The organism is Prevotella sp. 20925_1_30 (assembly GCF_041433025.1).
Taxonomy (GTDB): Bacteria; Bacteroidota; Bacteroidia; order Bacteroidales; family Bacteroidaceae; genus Prevotella; species Prevotella vespertina.
Genome location: NZ_JAPWAR010000007.1, coordinates 115,209 through 137,786, shown reverse-complemented (window position 1 = coordinate 137,786; position 22,578 = coordinate 115,209). Strand labels below are relative to the sequence as shown.

General features: G+C 43.8%; 17 protein-coding genes and 2 tRNA genes. 14 read left to right on the top strand and 5 right to left on the bottom strand.

Annotated elements, in window-relative coordinates; translation table 11 throughout:
- The first annotated feature begins 846 nt into the window (after positions 1-846).
- Positions 847-1,248, top strand: coding sequence for a hypothetical protein (locus O3603_RS05000; RefSeq protein WP_009435966.1), 402 nt, complete (start codon positions 847-849; stop codon positions 1,246-1,248).
- A gap of 245 nt (positions 1,249-1,493) precedes the next feature.
- Here O3603_RS05000 and O3603_RS04995 read toward each other — a convergent pair whose 3' ends face one another.
- Positions 1,494-2,171: an OmpA family protein gene (locus O3603_RS04995; protein WP_315441570.1), complete on the bottom strand. Its 678-nt coding sequence runs from the start codon at positions 2,169-2,171 to the stop codon at positions 1,494-1,496.
- Between the two features lie 235 nt (positions 2,172-2,406).
- Here O3603_RS04995 and proS point away from each other — a divergent pair, with 235 nt between their 5' ends.
- The 3 genes from proS (at position 2,407) to O3603_RS04980 (ending at position 6,314) form a co-directional block, all read left to right on the top strand.
- Positions 2,407-3,888 (top strand): proline--tRNA ligase, encoded by a 1,482-nt coding sequence (gene proS / locus O3603_RS04990; protein WP_371521175.1) that lies wholly within the window; start codon positions 2,407-2,409, stop codon positions 3,886-3,888.
- Positions 3,889-3,984: 96 nt separating this feature from the next.
- A complete protein-coding gene (locus tag O3603_RS04985) occupies positions 3,985-4,920 on the top strand; it encodes a hypothetical protein (RefSeq protein WP_371521172.1) in 936 nt (311 codons plus the stop codon).
- Between the two features lie 230 nt (positions 4,921-5,150).
- Entirely contained in the window at positions 5,151-6,314 is a 1,164-nt protein-coding gene (locus tag O3603_RS04980; RefSeq protein ID WP_371521169.1) for a hypothetical protein, read from the top strand.
- Positions 6,315-6,833: 519 nt separating this feature from the next.
- Here O3603_RS04980 and uvrA read toward each other — a convergent pair.
- The gene (gene uvrA, locus O3603_RS04975; protein WP_371521167.1) at positions 6,834-9,662 is read right to left on the bottom strand and encodes an excinuclease ABC subunit UvrA; all 2,829 of its coding nucleotides are present in this window, start codon (positions 9,660-9,662) and stop codon (positions 6,834-6,836) included.
- Positions 9,663-9,807: 145 nt separating this feature from the next.
- On the bottom strand, positions 9,808-10,491 hold the full coding sequence (locus O3603_RS04970) for a gliding motility-associated C-terminal domain-containing protein (RefSeq protein ID WP_371521164.1): 684 nt from the start codon (positions 10,489-10,491) through the stop codon (positions 9,808-9,810).
- 225 nt (positions 10,492-10,716) lie between these two features.
- Here O3603_RS04970 and O3603_RS04965 point away from each other — a divergent pair, with 225 nt between their 5' ends.
- The 10 genes from O3603_RS04965 (at position 10,717) to O3603_RS04920 (ending at position 21,957) form a co-directional block, all read left to right on the top strand.
- Positions 10,717-12,126: an ABC transporter substrate-binding protein gene (locus O3603_RS04965; RefSeq protein ID WP_371521162.1), complete on the top strand. Its 1,410-nt coding sequence runs from the start codon at positions 10,717-10,719 to the stop codon at positions 12,124-12,126.
- 26 nt (positions 12,127-12,152) lie between these two features.
- Entirely contained in the window at positions 12,153-12,902 is a 750-nt protein-coding gene (locus tag O3603_RS04960; protein ID WP_311454397.1) for a porin family protein, read from the top strand.
- A gap of 23 nt (positions 12,903-12,925) precedes the next feature.
- Positions 12,926-14,455 carry a peptide MFS transporter gene (locus tag O3603_RS04955; protein ID WP_371521159.1) on the top strand — a complete coding sequence of 510 codons (1,530 nt, stop codon included), beginning with the start codon at positions 12,926-12,928 and terminating at the stop codon, positions 14,453-14,455.
- 287 nt (positions 14,456-14,742) lie between these two features.
- Positions 14,743-16,167 (top strand): S8 family serine peptidase, encoded by a 1,425-nt coding sequence (locus O3603_RS04950; RefSeq protein WP_371521156.1) that lies wholly within the window; start codon positions 14,743-14,745, stop codon positions 16,165-16,167.
- A gap of 35 nt (positions 16,168-16,202) precedes the next feature.
- Positions 16,203-17,504, top strand: coding sequence for an exodeoxyribonuclease VII large subunit (gene xseA / locus O3603_RS04945; RefSeq protein ID WP_371521153.1), 1,302 nt, complete (start codon positions 16,203-16,205; stop codon positions 17,502-17,504).
- Positions 17,505-17,544: 40 nt separating this feature from the next.
- Positions 17,545-17,733, top strand: coding sequence for an exodeoxyribonuclease VII small subunit (xseB, locus tag O3603_RS04940; protein WP_004383232.1), 189 nt, complete (start codon positions 17,545-17,547; stop codon positions 17,731-17,733).
- 90 nt (positions 17,734-17,823) lie between these two features.
- Positions 17,824-18,840: a branched-chain amino acid aminotransferase gene (locus O3603_RS04935; protein WP_371521150.1), complete on the top strand. Its 1,017-nt coding sequence runs from the start codon at positions 17,824-17,826 to the stop codon at positions 18,838-18,840.
- 193 nt (positions 18,841-19,033) lie between these two features.
- The gene (locus tag O3603_RS04930; protein WP_273541073.1) at positions 19,034-19,519 is read left to right on the top strand and encodes a ferritin; all 486 of its coding nucleotides are present in this window, start codon (positions 19,034-19,036) and stop codon (positions 19,517-19,519) included.
- A gap of 321 nt (positions 19,520-19,840) precedes the next feature.
- The gene (locus tag O3603_RS04925) at positions 19,841-20,548 is read left to right on the top strand and encodes a glycoside hydrolase family 25 protein (protein WP_155715854.1); all 708 of its coding nucleotides are present in this window, start codon (positions 19,841-19,843) and stop codon (positions 20,546-20,548) included.
- 62 nt (positions 20,549-20,610) lie between these two features.
- Positions 20,611-21,957 carry a zinc ribbon domain-containing protein gene (locus tag O3603_RS04920; RefSeq protein ID WP_371521147.1) on the top strand — a complete coding sequence of 449 codons (1,347 nt, stop codon included), beginning with the start codon at positions 20,611-20,613 and terminating at the stop codon, positions 21,955-21,957.
- A gap of 374 nt (positions 21,958-22,331) precedes the next feature.
- Here the strand turns inward: O3603_RS04920 and O3603_RS04915 are convergent.
- Together O3603_RS04915 and O3603_RS04910 are read right to left on the bottom strand one after the other, a co-directional pair.
- Positions 22,332-22,405 (bottom strand) — tRNA-Asp (locus O3603_RS04915).
- Between the two features lie 27 nt (positions 22,406-22,432).
- Positions 22,433-22,506 (bottom strand) — tRNA-Asp (locus O3603_RS04910).
- Positions 22,507-22,578 lie beyond the last annotated feature (72 nt).

Sequence of the window (22,578 nt, the reverse complement as noted above, 5' to 3'; positions counted from 1 at the left end):
TAGATGGAGAGTAATTTCAGAAATACCACAAATGAGCCTCAATATTGTTTTAGTGATTTCTACCAATCGTACCTCCGTGTTTTGTAAAACATACCTCCGTTTTCGATAAAACGTACCTTGGTTTTTAATAAATCGTACCTCCGTTTTCGATAAAACGTACCTTGGTTTTTAATAAATCGTACCTCCGTTTTTAATAAAACGTACCTCCGTTTTTAATAAAACGTACCTCCGTTTTTAGTGAAATGATAGTACTTCTTATTTAGAAACAAGTATTTGGTCACATAAGCAGTAGTTTTTTTCTGAAAAGTTGGACAAGTACTGAATGATGAAAGTGGTACGTGTGCAAGAAGAATTAATGTAGAATACAGTAGTATTTAGGCTCAACACATGATGTATTTATGCAGAGCACCGAGAATGTTGATGGTAAGTTGGATTGCTGAATATTATTCTTAATAGGCGAGGTAAAGCTGATATTTCTGTAAATTGTTGCTTTGCAATGATTGAGATAACGTACAACTTCTGTTTACATCAACTTTAATAATTTTTTTTATACTCATGTTTGTATATTGAGTGAGGCTAAAGGTTGTAAAGTTTTAGTTATCTGTAGTGTTGGACACACGTATTATTCGGCTGGATTTAATTGATTATGTTATTACAAGAGCGGTAATATATTGGTCAGAGAAGGAAAGAGTTCGTAGAATAATAGAAGTTGAAGTGCATACGTGAATGGATTTGTTTACTCACTTAATTATTTTTAACTGGACTAAACCTTGTAGTATTTGAATAAAGACTATATTTGCAATCAAATAACTTTAAACACTTCTTTTTATTTAAAAACAACATGTTATGAAAAAGATTGGATTATTTGCAGTAGCTTTATTTGCTTTGTGTCTTGTTTCATGTAACCAGAAGAAAGAGCAGAAGAATGCTGATGGTGCAGCAGTAGAAATGACTGATTCAACAAAAGGCGGTGGTCAGGCAGCATCTACGACGGCTGATTCTAAAGACCCAGAAGCACTTCTTGAATCTTATAGTTCTTGTGTAGATGAGTTAGTTGGACTCATGAATAAGATGAAAGCTGGTGATGCTTCAGTTGCTACACAGTGGACACCTGTTTTGCAGAAAGCATTGGAAGTTAGTTCTCAATTAGATATGGTTAAGGACAAGTTGACGCCTGAACAGATGAAGAAATTCTCTGAGATCACTTCAAAGTTGACTGAGGCTTCAAACAGCGTTACGAAGAAGTAGTATCTATAAGATTAGATTTCCCAGGACTAGAGGTACTAGTTTCCTGGGAAATCTTCGTTTTTATCTGATGGAGATATTGGTTATATCCAGTTAAAGGGTATATTTTAGTTTACAGATCTAACTGCTATAATCAATAAAAAAAGAAGTAAGAAGAACCTCAAACAAATTCTTCCTACTTCCTAATGTCTACTTCTAATCAAGCAAGCCATTGCTCTCTCAGCGTATGGTCACCCGATTTCTTATTCTTACAAAGAACCATTATTAGCCTGGCGAACCATCTCTTGAGAAGCATATAGGTACACTTCCACACGGCGGTTCTTCTGACTAATAGTCTTATTCTCAATCGGGTTCTGGCTTCCGAAGCCTTCTACCGAACGAATCTGACGGCTTGAAACACCCTGACCTCTCAAGTAAGAAGATACAGCAGACGCACGACGCTGAGACAGAGGGATGTTAATATTATCGTTACCAGAGGCATCTGTGTAACCTTGAATAGCCACGTCACAGTTTGAATTAGTCTTCATAAGCCCTGCCAACTTCGTTAGATCATTTTTAGCAGCCGCATTCAAGTTAGAACCATTGAGTGGGAATAGGATACCAGAATCGAATGTTACCTTCACACACTCAAGTCCGTTTGCATCCGTAACCTTATCAACACTAGCGTTAGGGAGCTGTTGTGCAGCTTCACGAGCCACCTTATCCATGTGACGACCGATGATAGCTCCAGCTCCAGCACCTACTGCGCCACCAATAGCAGCACCTATTGCAGTACTCTTACCATTCTTACCTATGATCTGACCAACAATGCCGCCGAGTACAGCACCAGCGCCACCACCGATTAAAGTTCCAGTTCCTTGCTTTGTTTGACAGCTTACGACAGAGAGCACACACAGCCCTGCTGCCATCATTTTCATATTCTTCATAACTGTATATATTATAATGTGATAATTCTCTTTTTACCTTTTCAGCAATCCTCCTTATCGGTTCTCTCTCCTTTAATTCATGCAAAGTTAAACAATTATTGGAGTATTGAGACTATTGCCAACTATTTTTTGTAATTTTGCACAAAGATAGACATTATACCGTTCAAAGGTATGGGGAAATACCTAAAAGGTAGTGGATTTCCCCTAAAACAAGCATTTTGAAGATTATAAATATATGGCAAAAGAACTAAAACACATGACCAAGAGAGCTGAAAACTACTCTCAATGGTACAACGACTTGGTAATAAAGGCCGACCTAGCAGAGCAGTCTGCGGTTCGCGGATGTATGGTTATCAAGCCTTACGGATACGCTATTTGGGAGAAGATGCAGGCTCAACTCGATAAGATGTTTAAGGAGACTGGTGTGCAGAATGCCTATTTCCCACTCCTTATCCCTAAGAGTTTCCTATCAAGAGAGGCAGAACATGTAAAGGGATTCGCTAAAGAGTGCGCTGTAGTCACACACTATCGTTTGAAGGCAACTGACGATGGTAATGCCGTTGAAGTTGACCCTAATGCTAAGTTAGAAGAAGAGTTAATCATCCGTCCAACGAGTGAAACGATTATTTGGAACACTTATAAGAATTGGATTCACTCATGGCGTGACCTGCCACTGATGTGTAACCAGTGGTGCAATGTGATGCGTTGGGAGATGCGCACACGCCCCTTCTTGCGTACTTCAGAGTTCCTTTGGCAGGAGGGACACACGGCACACGCTACTCGTGAAGAGGCCGAGAAAGAGGCACAAACAATGCTTCATGTCTATGCAGACTTCGCTGAGAAATGGCTCGCCGTACCAGTTGTTCAGGGTGTAAAGAGCGAGACGGAACGTTTTGCAGGTGCTTTGGACACCTACACTATTGAGGCAATGATGCAGGATGGAAAGGCTCTGCAGAGTGGTACGTCACACTTCCTTGGACAGAACTTTGCCAAGTCTTTCGATGTTACCTACCTAAATAAAGACAACAAGCCAGAATATGTTTGGGCTACCTCATGGGGCGTTAGTACACGTTTGATCGGTGCTCTCATTATGACACACTCCGATGATAACGGCCTCGTTCTACCACCGAAGATTGCGCCAATACAGGTTGTTATCGTTCCAATCTTCAAAGGCGAAGAGCAGTTGAAAGAGTTAACTGCAAAGCTACAACCCGTCATTGACGGACTTCGAGAGCTTGGTATCACTGTTAAATACGATGATGCTGACAACAAGCGACCAGGCTTTAAGTTCGCAGATTATGAGCTCAAAGGTGTGCCAGTGCGCCTTGCAATGGGTGGACGTGACCTTGAGAACAATACAATCGAGCTCATGCGTCGTGACACACTAGAGAAGGAGAGCGTTAGTTTCGATGGTATCGTCGAGCACGTGAAGGCTCTTCTTGATGACATTCAAGACAATATCTTCCGTAAAGCGAAGGCGTTCCGTGACTCGCATATCTACGAGTGCGACAACTACGAAGAGTTTAAAGAGAAGGTGAAAGATGGCGGTTTCTTCCTCTGTCATTGGGATGGAACTGAAGAGACAGAAGCCAAGATCAAGGAGGATACACAAGCCACTATCCGCTGCGTCCCATACATGTTTGAACAGACACCGGGCGTCGATATGGTAAGTGGAAAGCCTGCTAAATATCGCGTTATCATCGCAAGATCATATTAAAAATATATTGTCTCCAATCCGAGGAATCAGTTTCTTGGGTTGGAGACAATTGCTTTTTATAATATTAATATTCTATTAACTAAAAACCAAAAGCGTATGAAAAAGACATTTCTAACATTCGTTCTCATGCTCATAGTGGCTGTTTTGCAGGCGCAAACACTCATTAAAGCCAACTTTAATAAGGGTGATAAGGCTATCTATGAGTATGCTGCAAACTTTGAATTTGGCAGTATGATGCAGGGTAGCACACTGACAGCCAACGTGACAAGTAAGTTGCATGTCGATGTGAAGGAGGCTAATGCTGACAGCTACAAAATAGAACTCCTCTTCTCCGATGTGAAGGTTGATGGAGATGAAACAGCGTTCCAGCAGAGTGGTGGACAGCTATTGACAATGTTGAACAACGTGCCCTTGCTCTATCAAACCGATAAGAATGGAGCTCTCAAGAAGTTGCTTAATTCCGAGGAAGCAGTGGGCAAGATGAGTAAGACGGGCATAGCTAAGATTGATTCATTATACGCCAAGAACCCAGAGATCGAAAAGGTTAATCCAAAGATGAACATGCTCATGGCACTTAGTAACACACTCACGGAAGAGTTCATAACAGAGTATGTTAAGGAGCAAACTGTATTCAGTCTCTATGGCAAGACATTGAAGACTGGCGATCAAGAAGATAAGTCGGTTCAGGGCATGAAGACCACTACCTCTTATGAAGTCAATCGAATCCTTGGTATGCTCACCGTCGTGGGTAAGGTCAAAGCGAACATGTCAGAAGACGATGTAAAGGGCTTCCTCATCGGTAATATGAAGAAGTTTGGAGTAGGCGACGATGCCGTTTCGCAGATTGAAAAGAACTGGTCACAAATGAGAGCAATGGGCATGACTACTATCACTTATAACGCCACTGACACCTATCATTTCACCCCTTCTTTTTGGGTAAATGACTATACCACGGAGTCGAGAATGAAGCTCATGGGGATGGACATAAAGGTCAAAGGCGAATATAAATTGGGTGAACATAGTTGGAAATAAGGCTCCATCCAGCCCCACTCATCCTCCTCGAAAGGGGAGGACTACCTAACGGGAGCGAGCTAGGATAAGGTTATTCCTCCTTTATAAAGACTTAGGGAGGCTTTAAGAAAACGCCCTTTCCTAACCATCGCAATCTATCTTTTGCAGTAGAACCGTTGCCTAGTTCGCTTTTTATTATTATTTTTGCACAATAAACAAAACCATTTATTACAGCCATTTAAGTACACTCTATGAGAAAAATCTTGGTAATTCTTTGCTTACTAATAACGTGTCAGTGTATTCAAGCTCAGTATTCCGACCGCAATTCAATGCTGCGTAAAGAACTCGTAAGTTACCATCGTAACGGTTTAGGATACTATGAGGTGTTAACGAACAGGATGGTTCCTGAGGTGAATGATGTCGTGGAGAACTATGCTTTCGATAAGTCGACTAATTGCCTTTACGTGCTCACAAAGAACGGAAATGTGGTCATCGTATTGGAAAAGGAGTTTGCTAAATACATCAAGAAACTCAAGGATATACCTCATTTATCGGGCACTGCTCTCACACAAGCTATCGACAAACGCAACCGACAATTAGCCGATAAGTACTATGTGTTGAACCAGCGTCGAGGGCAGGAGATTGCTGATTCCACAGCAAAAGCACAACAGGACTCGCTCGATGAGGTGCTTCATCGTCAGTTGGCAGAGATTGATAGAGCCAATCAAAAGGAGCTGTACCGTCGGAGCCATACGGCGCATGATGTGCCTTTGGGCACTTCCACCTTGTATTGCACGTTCTGCGATAACACTTTCAATGGCTCGGATGTATCGGAGACAATCGGTATCGACAATGATTCCATCTACTTCTTTACGCAGCAAGATGGCGATCTCGGATTGGATCATAAGGATGTGCATCGAGCGCAAATAACGGATGAGTTGCGTGAAGACTCAGCGTTTATTTATCATTGGAAAGCCTTTCAGAAAGAGCTTTCATTGTCTGATCGCAATAAACGTAGTGCCTTGGATAATCTGACCGATTCGTATGCAAGTTATATCAATGGGCTACGTGAACTCGCACCCTATGGTTACATCAAGGATTGGGATTGGGATGATGAGAACGGATTTGTGACTATGAGCCTCTCATTCGTTAATACTCGCAAGAGCAAGATACGCTATATTGCATTCCATTTCATCATCACGAATGATGTCGGGGATGTGCGTTGTCAAGGTGTGTTTAGGGGTACTGGGCCTGTAGAAGAGTTCGAGACGAGCTCGTGGGAATGGAATGACTCCTCCTATTATACGTGGGGTGACTCGTCGAATATGAAGTTTACAAAGATAGTTCTCACCTATATGAACGGGTCTCAAAAGATTCTAACTGGTGGGAATATAGTCGTAGATGATGACGATTAACATCCTCTTTAAAGACAGAGCAACAGGTTTTTAAGACAGAAGGACATGTTTTTTTAGACAAAATGACGTAGCGACATATTGTTTTAATGACGTGTTTTTAAGACAAAATGACATAAAGACATACTGTTTTAATGACATATTATTAAGACAGAGTAACATAGTAACAATGTGCTTAGTAACAGATGTTTAAGACAGAAGGATGTGTTTTTTTAGACAAAATGACATAGCGACATATTGTTTTAATGACATATTATTAAGACAGAGTAACATAGGAACAATGTGCTTAGTAACAGATGTTTAAGACATAATGCCATGTTTTTTTAGACAAAATGACATAGCGACATATTGTTTTAATGACATATTATTAAGACAGAGGAACAATAGTAACACGAATCGTGATAACGAAAGAATAAGAATAAGGAAACGCCCTTCTCCATTTGAGAAGGGCGTTTCGTCTTATGGAAGAGAGCCTTTCCTTGCATCAAAGAAACGCCCCCTTCATCTGCAAATAGTAGTTTTTTATTTCAGAATCTTTGCTAAGAAAGGGGCTGTGTGACTCTCTTTATTCTTGGCAACTACCTCTGGAAGACCTGCTGCAAGGAGCCTTCCACCATTGCGACCACCCTCTGGTCCCATGTCAATGATGTAGTCGGCGAGCTTGATAACATCGAGGTTATGCTCAATGATGAGTACCGTGTTGCCACGATCCACTAGCTTCTCAAGGACGTCCATAAGGATGCGGATGTCTTCAAAATGCAGTCCCGTTGTTGGTTCGTCGAGGATGAATAGCGTCTTACCCGTATCCCTCTTCGATAGTTCCGTAGCCAGTTTGACACGCTGACTCTCGCCTCCCGATAGCGTTGTTGAGCTTTGTCCGAGTTTGATATAACCCAATCCAACGTCCTGCAAAGCCTTTATCTTTGGTAGAATCTGCGGTACATTCTCGAAGAACTCCACTGCCATGTTGACCGTCATATCTAGTACATCTGCAATCGACTTACCCTTGAATCGCACCTCAAGAGTCTCCCGATTGTAACGCTTACCATGGCATATCTCACATGGAACCATTACATCCGGAAGGAAGTTCATCTCGATAGTCTTGTATCCATTACCACCACATGCTTCACATCGCCCACCCCTTACGTTGAAGGAAAAACGCCCTGGTTTGTAGCCTCGAATCTTAGCTTCTGGGAGGTTGACAAACAACTGTCGGATGTCAGAGAATACCCCCGTATAGGTTGCGGGGTTGCTACGTGGGGTGCGCCCGATAGGACTTTGGTCCACATTCACCACCTTATCTATATTGTCAATGCCCTCTATCTTCTTGTAAGGCATGGGTCGTTTCAATGAGCGATAGAAGTGTTGTGAGAGGATAGGTTGCAATGTTTCGTTGATAAGTGTACTCTTTCCAGAGCCCGAAACACCTGTTACAACAATCAATTCACCTAGTGGGAAAGTTACGTCAACACCCTTTAGATTATTGCCAGTGCAGCCTATCAACTTGATAAACTTCCCATTTCCTTTGCGTCTTTCAGTGGGTATCTCTATCTTACGTTCACCATTGAGATACTGTGCCGTGAGCGTGTGCTTCTTGAGCATATCAGCCGGTTTCCCTTGGAAGACGACCTCTCCTCCTTTTCGTCCAGCCTTTGGACCGATGTCAACAATCCAATCGGCAGCACGCATCATGTCCTCATCATGTTCCACAACAATCACCGTGTTACCCATGTCGCGCAGCTCTTTTAGGGACTTGATAAGTCGCTCGTTGTCACGTTGATGCAGTCCGATAGAAGGTTCATCGAGGATATAAAGCACGTTGACAAGCTGCGATCCAATCTGAGTGGCTAGTCTGATACGTTGGCTTTCACCGCCCGATAACGTTGCACTTTGTCGATTGAGAGCCAAGTAATCAAGTCCCACTTCCAATAGAAAGTTAATGCGTTTGCGTATCTCCTTCACGATCTCTGTGGCTATAACTCGCTGTTTTTTCGTCATGTGTTCCTCGACATGATCAATCCAATCCATCAGTTCGCTGATATCCATGTTGGCAAGTTCTGCGATGTTCTTATCCCATATCTTATAGGATAAAGCCTCCCGATTGAGTCGCTGCCCATGGCATTCTGGGCAAGTAACCTCGGCTATGAACTGGTCAGCCCACTTCTTCCCGGCAGCCGAATCATCACTTTCCATGATTGTGCGGAGGTATTTGATGATACCATCAAAGGATATGAAGTAATCCGAAGAGGTGTGAACAAGTTCCTTGGCTATCTTTAGTTTCTCCAAAGAACCATATAGAATCTCATCCATGCACTCCTTGGGAATGTCTTTAACGGGTGTTTTTAAGGTACAATCATACTTCTTCAACAGGGCTTCAATCTGCCAGAATATCATCTGATTCTTATACTTCCCTAATGGTACGATAGCCCCTTCATAGATATTCAAAGCGTCATCAGGAATCACTTTCTTTAGGTCGATTTCATCAATTACACCTAGTCCTTTGCAATGCGGACAAGCCCCTTCTGGGGAATTGAAAGAGAAGATGTTGGGGGCAGGATCTTTATATGCAATACCCGTAACAGGGTCCATGAGACGTTTAGAGAAGTAATTTGCTGCATTGGTCTCATTATCCAGTATCATAATCAAACCATCGCCTTGTTTCATCGCAGTAGCGATAGTTTTCGATAGACGTTCACGTTGGGAGGCATCTTCCGTGTCGCTGAGTCTCATCTTATCAATGACCACTTCGATGTTATGGTTCTTGTATCTATCCACCTTCATACCGCGTGTGAGTTCCTCAATTTCACCATCTATACGGATGTAAAGATAGCCCTTTCGTCGCATTTGTTCAAATAGTTCGCGATAGTGACCCTTACGGTTTCGAACCAAAGGAGCCAATATGTAGATCTTACGTTCACGATAGTCAGCCATGATCATATCGACTACCTTCTCCTCAGTATACTTCACCATCTTCTCCCCACTCATATATGAGAAGGCCTCACCAGCACGTGCGTAAAGCAAGCGAAGATAGTCATATATCTCCGTCGTAGTGCCCACTGTGGAGCGAGGATTCTTATTCGTCGTCTTCTGTTCGATAGAGATTACAGGCGAGAGTCCCGTTATCTTGTCCACATCTGGGCGCTCCATATTACCGAGGAAGTTGCGAGCATAGGCGGAGAAGGTCTCTATGTATCTTCGTTGACCCTCTGCGAAGATGGTATCAAAGGCTAGAGAACTCTTCCCCGAACCCGATAGTCCAGTGAAGACAGTGAGTGAGTTGCGTGGAATAGTTATGTCTATGTTCTTCAAGTTGTGTACTCTTGCACCGAAGACTTCTATCTTTTCGTTCATATCTGTGTGTTGCTTATAAGATAAATAATGGTGAGTTAGGAATGAGGAATGGTGAGTTAGGAATTATCCTAATGATGATTTATGAATGAGGAGTGGTGAGTTAGGAATTATCCTAATGATGATTTATGAATGAGGAGTTGTGTGTTTAGGGTGTTAATTGGTTGTATCCCCTTAGCAGATTGACGTCGCGCCGAATATTAAAACGCCTTCCGTCAGCTCCTTTTGCCGTCACATTCACAAAGTAAGTGCCCTCAGCTACATCCTTACCTTTATACTTTCCATCCCATCCACCAGCAGGGTCTGTCCACTCATAGAGCTTCTGTCCCCATCGATTGAATATAACTGCTTTGAACTCAATGATACTCTTGTAGCCTGTTTTCGCTCGATAGATATCATTGATACCATCGCCATTTGGAGTGAAAACATTAGGCATTTGCAAGCTGCTTTCACTAATAGATACGCTTATAGGATTATAACGAGTTGTGTCTCCATTGAGTATCTCGTAAAGCACAATCTGTGTATTACCTGCCTTCGTGAAAGTGTATTCTGTGTCTTCATCATAACGTATCAGAAAAGCCTCACGAGGGCTTGTTTGTGCAAAGAAATGCCATTCATAATGCGTTGCAGGGTCATTCGTTGTAGGCGCATTAGCCTTCAGTTTCATCGTTAAAGGTGCCGATCCTGTATAGTTATCACCTGCATTTATCGTCATAACTTCGCCATTCTCATCGTTATAAGAGCCTATTGGCTGGCAATCCTGTGCCTTTGTATAGGCCGTGACAAGCATTGACAAAAATAGTAATAAGAATCTTGTATATTTATCTCTCATCTCTTTTACCTTACAATTCAACGTCTCCAAAAGGATAATCGTGCAAATATAAGCATTTTTTCTCACACCTACAAGCAAAACAGAAAAGCGATGGTTGATATACAAGAAGCCATTATCTATTTTACGTTTTTTTGCTCTCTACACCTGTTGATTACAGATTTCTTTTGTATATTTGCACGTGTATTTGCATATAAGTAACAGTTTGTAATCTCAAAAGACATGTGCATGAAAAATTATTTAAGATATCTCTTATTGCTATTCACAGTCCTGATTAGCTGTAGCGTGATGGCTCAGAATGTTGTATGGCGTGATCAACATCAAGTGAAACGCAAGGAGACTATATTCGGAATAGCCAAAGAGTATGGCGTAACTATCCAACAGTTGATAGATTCCAACCCTATTATGAAGACCCCAGGATATGAACTGAAAAAGGGTGCACTCATACTTGTTCCGTTTGCAAAAGATGGTGATTTCCGCCCTGATGGGTCGATAATGGGCAAGGCTGTAAAGCCTTCCAAAGCTGATAAAGAGGCTAAGAAGAAAGGCGCAAATGCGGCTGCTATCGCAAAACAAGAGAACGCTATTCATGTTGGAATCATGCTCCCTCTCCATAATCAAGATGGTGATGGCAAGCGCATGATAGAGTTTTATCGAGGTGTGCTATTAGCCCTCAACGAGATGAAGAGTGAAGGTATTACAACCGACGTACATGCTTGGAATGTGCCAAAGGACGCTGACATCCGTACTACCTTATCAGATCCTAATGCCTCAAAACTTGACCTCATCTTTGGTCCACTCTACTCTGATCAGGTGAAGCCATTGGCTGACTTCTGTCGAGCACATGGCACAAAGCTCGTTATCCCATTCTCAATAACAGGCAACGAAGTAGAGAATAACCCTAATATCTATCAAGTGTATCAAACCGATGAGAGCTTGAATAGCAAGGCTATTGCGTCTTTCTTAGAGCGTTTCCAGAAGTCTCATCACCCTGTATTCATTAATTGCAACGATGCAAACAGCCAAGTGGGTAACTTCACCTCAACGCTTCGTAAACAGTTGGATATGCTGAAGATTAAGTATTCCCTTACTAGTCTCAAGTCGTCGGCAGCCGACTTTGCAAAGCAATTCGATAAGACTCGACCTAATGTAGTTATCCTTAACTCTGAGAAGAGTCCGCAGTTAAATGAGGTGTTTGCCAAGTTAGCACAGCTCAAGAAGACTAATCCTGGTATCGCAATAGCCCTCTATGGCTATAATCAATGGTTCGTTTACCAAGATTACGACTTAGATAACTTCTTCAGATATAACACCTACATCCCTTCCACCTATTATTATAATAAGTCGTCAGAGAAGACGAAGTCGCTTGAAGCTAAGTATAATGAGCAGTATGACGAACCAATGGCTAAGCAATACATACCCCGTTTGGCACTCACTGGTTACGATCAGGCGCAATTCTTTGTACGTGGAATTAAAGCACAGGGAAAGGACTTCAAGGGTGTATATAGCGAAGTGAAGTATCGCCCACTACAAACTCGTTATAACTTCGAACGTGTAGGGCAGGGAGGATACATCAATAACAACTTCCAGTTGATACACTTTACTACTGACCAGAAGATGGAGAATCTCGTTTATTAACCATCGTTGGTACAGCTGCTTATAATATGAGAAATAAGACATTAAGCATATTCCTTCTGCTCTTACTTGTGCTTCCTATGCGTGTTGCAGCACAAGTGGGAGAACATCGTGACGACCTTTCCATTGGCGTTAATGGCGGTTATGTCCTTTCTAATGTGGGCTTCAGTCCAAAAGTGTCACAGTCTCTTCATGGGGGAATAACAGGTGGTTTGAGTGTTAGATACGTATGTGAAAAGTATTTCAATACCATCTGTTCCATCTATGGAGAGGTCAATTACGCTTCTATCGGATGGCAGGAAAAGATACAGACAGGCACTGATCAGCCTGTTATCAACGCCAACGGACAGGCGGAGAAGTACTCCCGAACAATCAATTACATTCAGATTCCAGTCTTTGCACACCTTGCTTGGGGCAAAGAGCAGCGTGGTTTCAACTTCTTTGTACAAGCTGGTCCACAGATAGGTATCTATCTGAACGAGTCAACCAACATGAATTATACCACTCCAAACCTCGCTACTGACGGCACAGGACGTAGTAATGTCACCATCGAACAAGAGTCGAAAGCAGTAGAGAAGAAGTTCGATTATGGTATAGCAGCAGGCTTAGGAATGGAATGGAGCAGCCGTCATGTGGGGCACTTCCTACTTGAAGGGCGTTATTACTATGGACTAGGAAATATCTACGGAAGCACTAAGAGAGATTATTTCGGTAAGTCGAACTTTGGGAATATAGTAGTAAAAGCAACCTATCTATTCGATATCAAAAGAACAAAGTAATATTAACCTAGATTTTTATCATTATGTTTGAAAACCAACCAAAAGCGCTTTATGCCTTGGCACTAGCCAATACTGGCGAGCGGTTCGGATACTACACAATGTTGGCAGTATTCGCTTTATTCTTGAGAGCAAACTTCGGATTAGAGGCCGGAACAGCGGGTCTAATCTATAGTATCTTCCTCGGTTTGGTCTATTTCTTGCCCCTAATTGGAGGCTTCATGGCCGACAAGTTCGGGTACGGAAAGATGGTAACCATTGGTATTGCTATTATGTTTGTCGGTTATCTCTTCCTATCTATTCCATTGGGCGGAGGCTCTATTGCGTTCATAGCTATGCTAGCGGCTCTGTTGCTAATCAGCTTTGGAACGGGTCTATTTAAGGGCAATCTGCAGGTTATGGTGGGTAATCTCTATGACACACCAGAGCTTGCTGGCAAGCGCGATTCGGCGTTCTCAATCTTCTACATGGCAATCAATATCGGTGCACTCTTTGCCCCAACGGCTGCCGTAAAGATTCAGTCTTGGGCAGAGGCAACGCTCCATTGCAGTAGCAATGACGCTTACCACTTCTCATTCGCAGTAGCTTGTGTATCATTAATCGTGTCTATGGCAATCTATTATGGGTGCCGTCGTATGTTCAAACACGTTGAGGGTGGCAACGGAAAGACCGAGAAGAAGGATACAACTGTTGCTGAAGAAGAACTCACCCCACAGCAGACAAAGGAGCGCATTGTGGCTCTCTGTCTTGTTTTTGCAGTCGTTATCTTCTTCTGGATGGCGTTCCATCAGAACGGTCTGACGCTTACTTACTTTGCTAATGAGTTTGTGAGTCCTGTTTCAACAGGCGTTCAGAGCATGGCATTTGATGTAGTCAATCTAGTCATGATCGTACTCATGGTGTATAGTGGTATGACCTTCTTCCAGAGCAAAACAGCAAAAGCAAAGGCAATCTCAGGCGTTGTCTTCCTCATAGCAGTATTAGTTTTAATGTGGAAATACAGCGAGCTTTCAGGCTCAGTAGAGGTTAGTGCACCTATTTTCCAGCAGTTCAATCCATTCTATGTAGTAGCCCTCACACCAGTAAGTATGGCTATCTTCAGTTCGTTGGCAGCCAAAGGTAAGGAGCCTTCAGCACCTCGTAAGATTGCATACGGTATGATCGTTGCAGGTTGCGCCTACTTCCTTATGGTCATGGCATCGCAAGGTTTGCTCACACCAAACGAACAGGCAGCAGCAAAGGCAGCAGGTGGAGCAACTCCATTTGCGTCAGCCAACTGGCTAATTGGTACTTATCTCGTCCTCACCTTTGGTGAGTTATTGCTCAGTCCGATGGGTATCAGCTTCGTTAGTAAGGTAGCTCCTCCAAAGTATAAGGGCGCAATGATGGGCGGATGGTTTGTAGCCACAGCAATCGGAAACCTCCTTGTCAGCGTTGGAGGATACCTCTGGGGAGGTTTGTCACTCACCATTGTTTGGTCTGTATTCATTGTTCTTTGCCTCATTTCAGCCGCCTTCATGTTCCTCATGATGAAGCGTTTAGAGAAAGTGGCATAAGCTATTAAGATAACAGGAAACGCCCTTCTTCATTTGAGAAGGGCGTTTATTCATTATGAAGAGAGCCTTTCCTTGATAGAAGGAAAGGCTCTCTTTGTGGGGAAGAAGGCGTCTCTTCCATTTCACAAATAAACCTCTTTGGGTTGAAGAGGTGACTTCTAAGGCGGAAGATGGTTTATTGTCTAGACCCTAAAAAAGCAAAACATCTGGCGGAACGAATCATAATTTTAACGAAAAAGACAGCCTGGTAATCCGTATTTCAATTATTTTGTGTAAGTTTGCATATTATGAGTCGGAACCATCTAAAGATTTATCTTGTATGCTTATTCGCCTTCATTACATCCTTCGTTGAGGCTAGTAATGATGGAAAAGGCTATATTGCTTACCCTGGCGGGAAGTGTTATATGTTTCGTGTGACGCTCCGTGACAAGGGTCAATCGCCTTATTCGCTAGATAAACCGAGTGCCTTTCTGTCTGAGGCGGCGCTGAAACGACGTCAAAGACAGCACTTGACGTTGGACTCAACGGACCTTCCTGTATCGCCAACCTATATCCAGAAGATACGCAAAGAGGGTGGGAATGTGGTTGCAATAAGCAAGTGGAACAACTCAGTCTTGGTGCGTGGAGGGAACAGACAGACGTTAGAAGATCTCAAGGTGTTATCTTTTGTGAGAGATAGTAAGCTCGTTTTCACCTCTCCCGACTCCATTCGTCCGTTGTCACAACGCGTTCACTGTCGGTCAGACTTGCAAGTGCTCGATTCCACCATACATGATTATTATGGTATGGGAAAGGCACAGTTGGATAATCTCAATGGTCGGAAGTTGCACAACATGGGCTTTCAAGGACAGGGAATGACCATCGCTGTGCTTGATGCAGGCTTCATGAACGTGGATAAGATGGCTGCTTTTAAGAATGTCAACATCGTTGGAACGCATAATTTCGTTGCTGGTTATGATGCTGATGTGTACAAGGAAATGGATCACGGAACGAAGACTTTATCCGTTATAGCAGTCAATCAGCCCTCAACCTTCGTAGGTTCTGCACCGAAAGCGAGCTTTTGGTTGTTGCGTTCGGAGGATTATCTCACAGAGAGCTCGGCGGAGGAAGACTACTGGATAGCCGCTGCTGAGTTTGCTGACTCCGTCGGTGTCGATGTCATTAGTTCGTCTTTAGGCTATCACGGCTTCGATGATAAGAGTCTAAACTATCATTATTCCGACCTCAATGGAGTGACGGCACCCATCTCAAGGGCGGCTTCCTTGCTTGCATCCAAAGGCATTATCCTCGTCAATAGTGCGGGGAATGATGGCATGGGACCATGGAAGAAGATCAATGTACCAGCCGATGCGCATGACATACTCACGGTAGGTGCGATTGCACCAGACGGCATTAATGCTGCTTTCTCATCGATTGGTCCAACCGCAGATAATCGAGTGAAACCAGACGTTATGGCGTATGGTTGTCCAACAAATGTGGTATCGGGTAGGGGATATATAACGCCCGATACGGGTACATCCTTTGCTTGTCCTTTGGTGGCAGGGATGGTTGCTTGCTTGTGGCAAGCCGCTCCTAACACGTGTGCAAAGGACTTGATAGAGGTGATTCGGCAGACATCTAATAATCATCTGACGCCCAATAACATCATGGGGTATGGTGTTCCCGATTTCATGGAGGCGTATCATCAGGTGGTATTGCCCAATGGTAAGTAATTAATTTACACCTTATTATATATATAGAAGCACACATGACGACAAAAGCCCTCACCCTCTATGAACTGAACGCATTGGTATCGGATGTTATTAGTAGCACCTTGTCGCGTTCTTATTGGGTTGAGGCTGAATTGTCCGAAGCACGTGAGAGCCGTGGACACTGTTATATGGAACTGATCGAGAAGGACGCTCGTGGCAATGTTCCCATTGCACGTGCTCAAGCCAAGTGTTGGCATAACGTGTGGGCGGAGATACAGCCTTCTTTCATCAAGATAACGGGTCAGACGATCCATGCAGGTATGAAAGTTATGTTGCTTGTACACGCTCAGTTCCATCCTCAATATGGGTTTTCTTGGATTGTAGATGACATCAATCCCGAGTTTACCATGGGCGACATGATGCGCAAACGACAGGAGATTATCCGACAGCTAAGGGCAGAAGGCGTCTATGACTTGCAACGCGAATTGTGCTTGTCGATGTTTGCTCAACGCATAGCTGTCATCTCCTCCGAGACAGCAGCAGGTTATGGCGACTTTTGCAATCAGTTACTTCATAACGAGTTTGGGCTTGCCTTTCATGTAGAACTATTCCCCGCAGTGATGCAAGGAGACCAGGTTGAACAGAGCATTATCAATGCTTTGAACCTAATTAACGAACGGGAAGAGGATTTCGATTGCGTTGTTATCATCCGAGGAGGCGGTGCGACAGCCGATTTGAGTGGTTTCGACACCTTGAATCTGGCGGAGAATGTGGCGAACTTCCCACTCCCGATAATCACAGGAATTGGTCACGAACGTGACGAGAGTGTGCTGGATATGGTTTCATTCATGCGTGTGAAAACCCCAACAGCAGCTGCCGCTTATCTCATCAATCAGTTGGCTGTGACGCTGGCAAGGGTTGAGAACGCACAAGCAAGCATTGTGGAGGCTGTTCAACGCAGGTTAGAACGGGAGCAGATGCACATACAACACATTGCAACTCACATCCCCATGCTCTTTTCCGTGGTGCGTACTCAACAGGAAGCACGGCTTGATAGTCTTGCACAAAGGTTGGTAAATAGGATGAAGGAAAGACTTTCTAAAGCCCGTTACGACCTTGATTCGATGATGCGATATGCTATTCCGACCCTTGTAGGACGCCTTTCTAACGAGCAACATCGCATAGATATGCTCGCTCAACGTGCCCAACTGATGGATCCGAAGCTGCTTTTAAGTCGAGGATATAGCATTACCTTACACAAGGGAAAGGCTGTTCGCAATGCCTCACAGCTGAAGGCTGGAGACGTTATCACCACTCGCTTTGAGCAAGGAGAGGTGGAGAGTGTGGTGAAGAAATAGCTCGAAGGAACCCTTTAAACCCTTTAATACAATCAAGAAGATGAAAGAAATGAAATATGAAGACGCCGTTCAGCAACTCGAGAGCATAGTTGACAAGATGGAACGAGGCGAACTCGATGTTGATTCAATGGCTGCTCAACTGAAGCAAGCACAGGCACTTGTGAAGCTGTGTAAGCAGAAGCTCAAGCACACCGATGATGAGATTCAAAAGCTGTTAGCCAATCAGTAGCAATAAAGCGAACGATGGGTTACAGGGAAAGATAAATTTGTTTACTTTTGCATTAGGCTATGGCAGGATGCAATTAAATACTTATATGATATGAAAGATATAGATTGGAAGAGTTTGACATTCGGTTATCTACGCACCGACTACAATGTTCGTTGTTATTACCGAGACGGTAAGTGGGGCGAAGTAGAGGTCTGTTCGGATGAGTACTTGAAGTTACACATGGCTGCAACGTGCCTCCACTATGGTCAAGAAGCATTCGAGGGACTGAAGGCTTACCGCTGTCCTGATGGCAAGGTACGCGTCTTCCGAGCAGAAGAAAACGCCGCTCGATTACAGAATACAGCCCGTGGTATTGTCATGCCAGAGGTTCCGACCGAGCTATTCGTTGATATGGTGAAGAAGGTGGTACGCCTCAATCAAGAGTACATCCCACCTTATGAGAGTGGAGCAACGCTCTATCTGCGCCCGTTACTATTTGGTGTTACAGCAGGCGTGGGCGTTCGTCCAGCAACAGAATATTGTTTCTTGATCTTTGCCACACCAGTAGGCCCTTACTTCAAAGGTGGTTTCTCTTCCAATCCATACGTCATTGTGCGTGACGTCGATCGTGCTGCTCCACTGGGAACAGGTATGTTTAAGGTGGGAGGAAACTATGCCGCTTCATTGAGAGCCAATAAGATGGCGCATGAAAAAGGGTATGCTTCGGAGTTCTATCTGGACGCTAAAGAGAAGAAATATGTTGATGAGTGCGGTGCAGCTAACTTCTTCGGAATCAAGAATAACACCTATGTTACGCCGAAGTCAACGTCTATCTTACCTTCAATCACTAATAAGAGTCTCATGCAGATAGCCGAAGACTTGGGCATGAAAGTCGAACGCCGACCTATTGCAGAGGACGAGTTAGACAGCTTCGAAGAGGCTGGTGCATGTGGTACAGCAGCTGTTATCTCACCTATTTCACACCTCGATGACCTAGAGACAGGTAAGGTTTACAACTTTGGAGATAAGCCTGGACCTTGGTCAACAAAGCTCTATGAGACCCTTCGAGGCATCCAATACGGTACGATAGAGGATAAACATGGATGGACAACAGTCGTTATTGAGTAAGCAAGAAGGCGTTATTGAGTAGGCAAGAAGTCGTTATTTATATTGTGATTAAATTATCGGTATAATCCGTCGTAAGTAACGTTTTATGCACAAGATATTTGGTCTTGTGCAGAAAAAGTGGTACTTTTGCAGTCGGAATTACAATAACGACAGATACAAATAAGGTTTATTTAGAATTTAAAAAGGTATAACAATGAGTATTACAAGTAAGATGCAAGACGCATTCAATGCGCAGATTATAGCTGAAATGTATTCGTCTAATCTCTATCTCCAGATGTCTTGCTGGTTCCGTAAAGAGGGCTGGAAGGGCTTCTCTAGTTGGATGTATAAGCAGGCAGAAGAGGAGCGTTCACATGCCATGGACATGGCTCAGTTCATTCTACATCGTGGTGGTGAGGTTGTGTTGACAGCAATTGATGCAGTCAAGACAAGCTGGAATGATCCTAAAGAAGTATTCGTTGATACATTGGCACATGAGCAGAAAGTAACTGAACTCATCAACAAGTTAGCTGACATAGCAGATGAGGAAAAGGATCGCGCATCGCAGAACTTCATCGCAAAATACATCGATGAGCAAGTTGAAGAGGAGCGTAATGTACAAGACATACTCGATTCTTTCGCTCACTTGTCAAGCCATGCTATTGCACACATCGATAGCAAGTTAGGCGATCGTAAGTAATATTAGCAAAGCAGATAATACTAACGAGGCATATAACTTCTCGTATTTCTGAATTAAAGGAAACGCTCTTCTCCATTTGAGAAGGGCGTTTCTTCGTTATGAAGAGAGCCTCTCCTTGCCATGACGGGAGGCTCTCTTTACTATGAGGAGAGCCTTTCTTCCCATCCAGATGGGCTTTCTCGGGTGTTCAAAAAGGCATAATTTATAGTTGTAGAAAAGCCTCTTTCTCACCCTCTTACACAAAGTTAAATTAAGTTTCTAAGCCCTTAAATCTATTCGTACACAGGCTTTATATCAACATAAAACACTACCTTTGCAGGTATGAAAATGAAATATTTACTATCAATCATAGTCTGTTTGTGCTCATTCACAGGCTTGCGAGCGCAATACACCATACAATGCGAGGACACATGTAGCCATATTCATGGTCTTGACATGAGCCATTATCAGGGTGATGTGTGGTGGGAAACGGTTGCAGAAAACAGCAATCATAAACTCAATTACGTCTATCTGAAAGCTACCGAAGGCAGTGGCAGAATCGATCAAAGATACCTCAATAATATTGAAGCGGCGCAACGCTATGGTATGAATGTCGGTTCTTACCATTTCTATCGTCCGTCGGTTCCGCAGTTAGAGCAGCTCCGCAATTTCCAAACTCAGTGCCGCCCGCAGGATCAAGACCTGATTCCTATGGTCGACATAGAGACTACTGGCGGTCTAAGTGCGCAGGCTTTGCGTGATAGCTTACAGACATTCTTGGTGCTAATGACTAAGGCGTATGGGGTGAAACCATTGGTATATACCTATACAAACTTCTATAATCGTTACCTCGTTGGGGCGTTAGATGGATACAAGCTATTCATTGCGCAATACAATAACAAGGAGCCGGTACTGTCCGACGGACATGATATTGTTGCCTGGCAGTACACTGGTAAGGGGCGAATTAATGGTGTGAATGGATACGTCGACAAGAGTCGCTTACTCGGAAAACATAGTATGCGAGAACTGAGATACAGGCGACGACGATAAGAGATACGCCTTGAAAGAATAAGAAAATATCATTTGCAATAATCGAATAATACGTTAGATTCATGATAATTAAATGTCCTGAATGTGGTCATCAGGTGAGTGATAAAGCACCAGTGTGCCCTAGCTGTGGTGTAGAAATAGCCGGACATATCATTAAATGCAGCCATTGTGGGGAGTTATACCTAATAGAAGAGCCTTCATGTCCTAATTGTCATCACACGGAAACGGACGTTGCTAAGGCTGTGGCAGCGGTTGAGAAGGAGGTTGTGGACGCTCCGAAGGAGGCGAACGCATCATCGGCTGTAGAAGAGATTACCGAAGGGGTGGCAGCTGAGGAGGTGCATGATAGCCTTGAAAATGTACCTTCTGACGAGCCAATCGTTGTGGGTTTGCCAGCGGAGGAACCTACTACAACGGATGCAGATGATGAAGAAGATAATGTCGTAGATGCGGCATTTATCATGGATAATGATAAGGATGCTGCTGTGCTAGATGCGGCTGAACGACTTGAAGAAGAGGGTTCGGAAAGTCAAGAGCAGGAGCAATCTAAGAAGCATAATCACACTTCTCTGGCTGTTTCATTGCTCATTGCTGTCATCACAGCAGCCGTCTTGCTCTTCCTTTATAACCAAGGGGTTCGGAATAACAAGACGAATGATGAACAGGAGGAATACGCCCAGGCAATGGCAAGCAGTGAGCCTACTGTTATGCAAAATTACCTCAAGCAATATCCAGATGCACCTAAGGCGCACCGCGATAGTGTGTCGTTACGCATAAAGGCATTGCATACGACAGATACTGACTGGGCTTCGGTTGCAGCAAGCAACTCGAAGGAAGCAATGCAGGCTTACCTCTCTAAACATCCTAACTCGCCTCACAAGCAGGAGTTGCAAGCAAAGATTGATGAGATGGATTGGGCTACGGCAGTGAAAAAGAACGATGAGGACGCTTATGCCGGTTACCTTGCTATGCACCAGAATGGCGCACATGCTGCTGAGGCTGACGCTATTTTAAAGAAGTTGATGAAGCATACTGTGGCTGACGCAGACAAGTCTAGTGCTGTTAATGCAGTCCGTCAGCTGTTGCAAGGGATAAATAGTAAGAGCAACGAGAAGATAGCTGGCGCTGTAGCTAGCCAACTGAACTTCCTCGGGTCGGCTGGTTCTACAGCGAAGGACATACAGAGTTATATGCACAATAGGCTCTATCAAGCTGACGTGAAGACGGTGAATTGGCATCTCGGGTCGCCTGCTGAAGTGACAAAAGACAGCAATGACGATGACGCACCCTTGAAGATTAAGGTGCCTGCAACGCTTAGCATAGAGCGAGAAGGCGGTACTTCCAACCGCAAGTACATGATTTCTGCGGTTGTGAAAGGCGGTAGAATCACGCAAATCAACTGGAACTAAGCAGAAAAGAAAGATTGTTTTAGAAAATAGGAGACGTTCTTCTCGAATAGAGAAGGGCGTCTTTTCGTTATGAAGAAGGCGTTTCCTTGTATCGAAGAGAGGCTCTCTTTAATGCAAAGAAGGCGTTTCTTCATTTTTACTTCAGTTGCCCTTGTGAACGAGGTGCAGCCTCATTCGTATGAATCCTATCTTTCCTTACGAACTTCCAAGGCATACACAGCCCCCTTCGGTGGTGTTAAGCATGATAGTTCGGATAGGCTGTTTAGGATAGTTCTTGCGGTTGGGTAGGGATTGCCGAGGTGTTTCCACTGGTGCTACTATCGTCTATCTGGATATAAAGAAAAAGGTCTTAGCGATAAAGCTAAGACCTTTTGCGGTGCGTACGAGACTCGAACTCGTGACCTCCTGCGTGACAGGCAGGCATTCTAACCAACTGAACTAACGCACCATGCAATACATGAAATGAAGCCTTCAGCGGTGCGTACGAGACTCGAACTCGTGACCTCCTGCGTGACAGGCAGGCATTCTAACCAACTGAACTAACGCACCAAAGCATTGCTAATGAGTGCCCCATTTCTGTTTTGCGAGTGCAAAGATAGCAATAAAAAACTAATCCCACAA

Bases quoted from the DNA above. Each gene is read 5' to 3' on its own strand.
- proS (WP_371521175.1), top strand. From the start codon at position 2,407: ATGGCAAAAGAACTAAAACACATGACCAAGAGAGCTGAAAACTACTCT.
- O3603_RS04920 (WP_371521147.1), top strand. From the start codon at position 20,611: ATGATAATTAAATGTCCTGAATGTGGTCATCAGGTGAGTGATAAAGCA.
- O3603_RS04995 (WP_315441570.1), bottom strand. From the start codon at position 2,171: ATGAAGAATATGAAAATGATGGCAGCAGGGCTGTGTGTGCTCTCTGTC.
- O3603_RS04965 (WP_371521162.1), top strand. From the start codon at position 10,717: ATGAAAAATTATTTAAGATATCTCTTATTGCTATTCACAGTCCTGATT.
- xseB (WP_004383232.1), top strand. From the start codon at position 17,545: ATGAAAGAAATGAAATATGAAGACGCCGTTCAGCAACTCGAGAGCATA.
- O3603_RS04955 (WP_371521159.1), top strand. From the start codon at position 12,926: ATGTTTGAAAACCAACCAAAAGCGCTTTATGCCTTGGCACTAGCCAAT.
- O3603_RS04960 (WP_311454397.1), top strand. From the start codon at position 12,153: ATGAGAAATAAGACATTAAGCATATTCCTTCTGCTCTTACTTGTGCTT.
- O3603_RS04980 (WP_371521169.1), top strand. From the start codon at position 5,151: ATGAGAAAAATCTTGGTAATTCTTTGCTTACTAATAACGTGTCAGTGT.
- O3603_RS05000 (WP_009435966.1), top strand. From the start codon at position 847: ATGAAAAAGATTGGATTATTTGCAGTAGCTTTATTTGCTTTGTGTCTT.
- uvrA (WP_371521167.1), bottom strand. From the start codon at position 9,662: ATGAACGAAAAGATAGAAGTCTTCGGTGCAAGAGTACACAACTTGAAG.
- O3603_RS04935 (WP_371521150.1), top strand. From the start codon at position 17,824: ATGAAAGATATAGATTGGAAGAGTTTGACATTCGGTTATCTACGCACC.
- O3603_RS04925 (WP_155715854.1), top strand. From the start codon at position 19,841: ATGAAAATGAAATATTTACTATCAATCATAGTCTGTTTGTGCTCATTC.
- O3603_RS04985 (WP_371521172.1), top strand. From the start codon at position 3,985: ATGAAAAAGACATTTCTAACATTCGTTCTCATGCTCATAGTGGCTGTT.
- O3603_RS04970 (WP_371521164.1), bottom strand. From the start codon at position 10,491: ATGAGAGATAAATATACAAGATTCTTATTACTATTTTTGTCAATGCTT.
- xseA (WP_371521153.1), top strand. From the start codon at position 16,203: ATGACGACAAAAGCCCTCACCCTCTATGAACTGAACGCATTGGTATCG.
- O3603_RS04950 (WP_371521156.1), top strand. From the start codon at position 14,743: ATGAGTCGGAACCATCTAAAGATTTATCTTGTATGCTTATTCGCCTTC.
- O3603_RS04930 (WP_273541073.1), top strand. From the start codon at position 19,034: ATGAGTATTACAAGTAAGATGCAAGACGCATTCAATGCGCAGATTATA.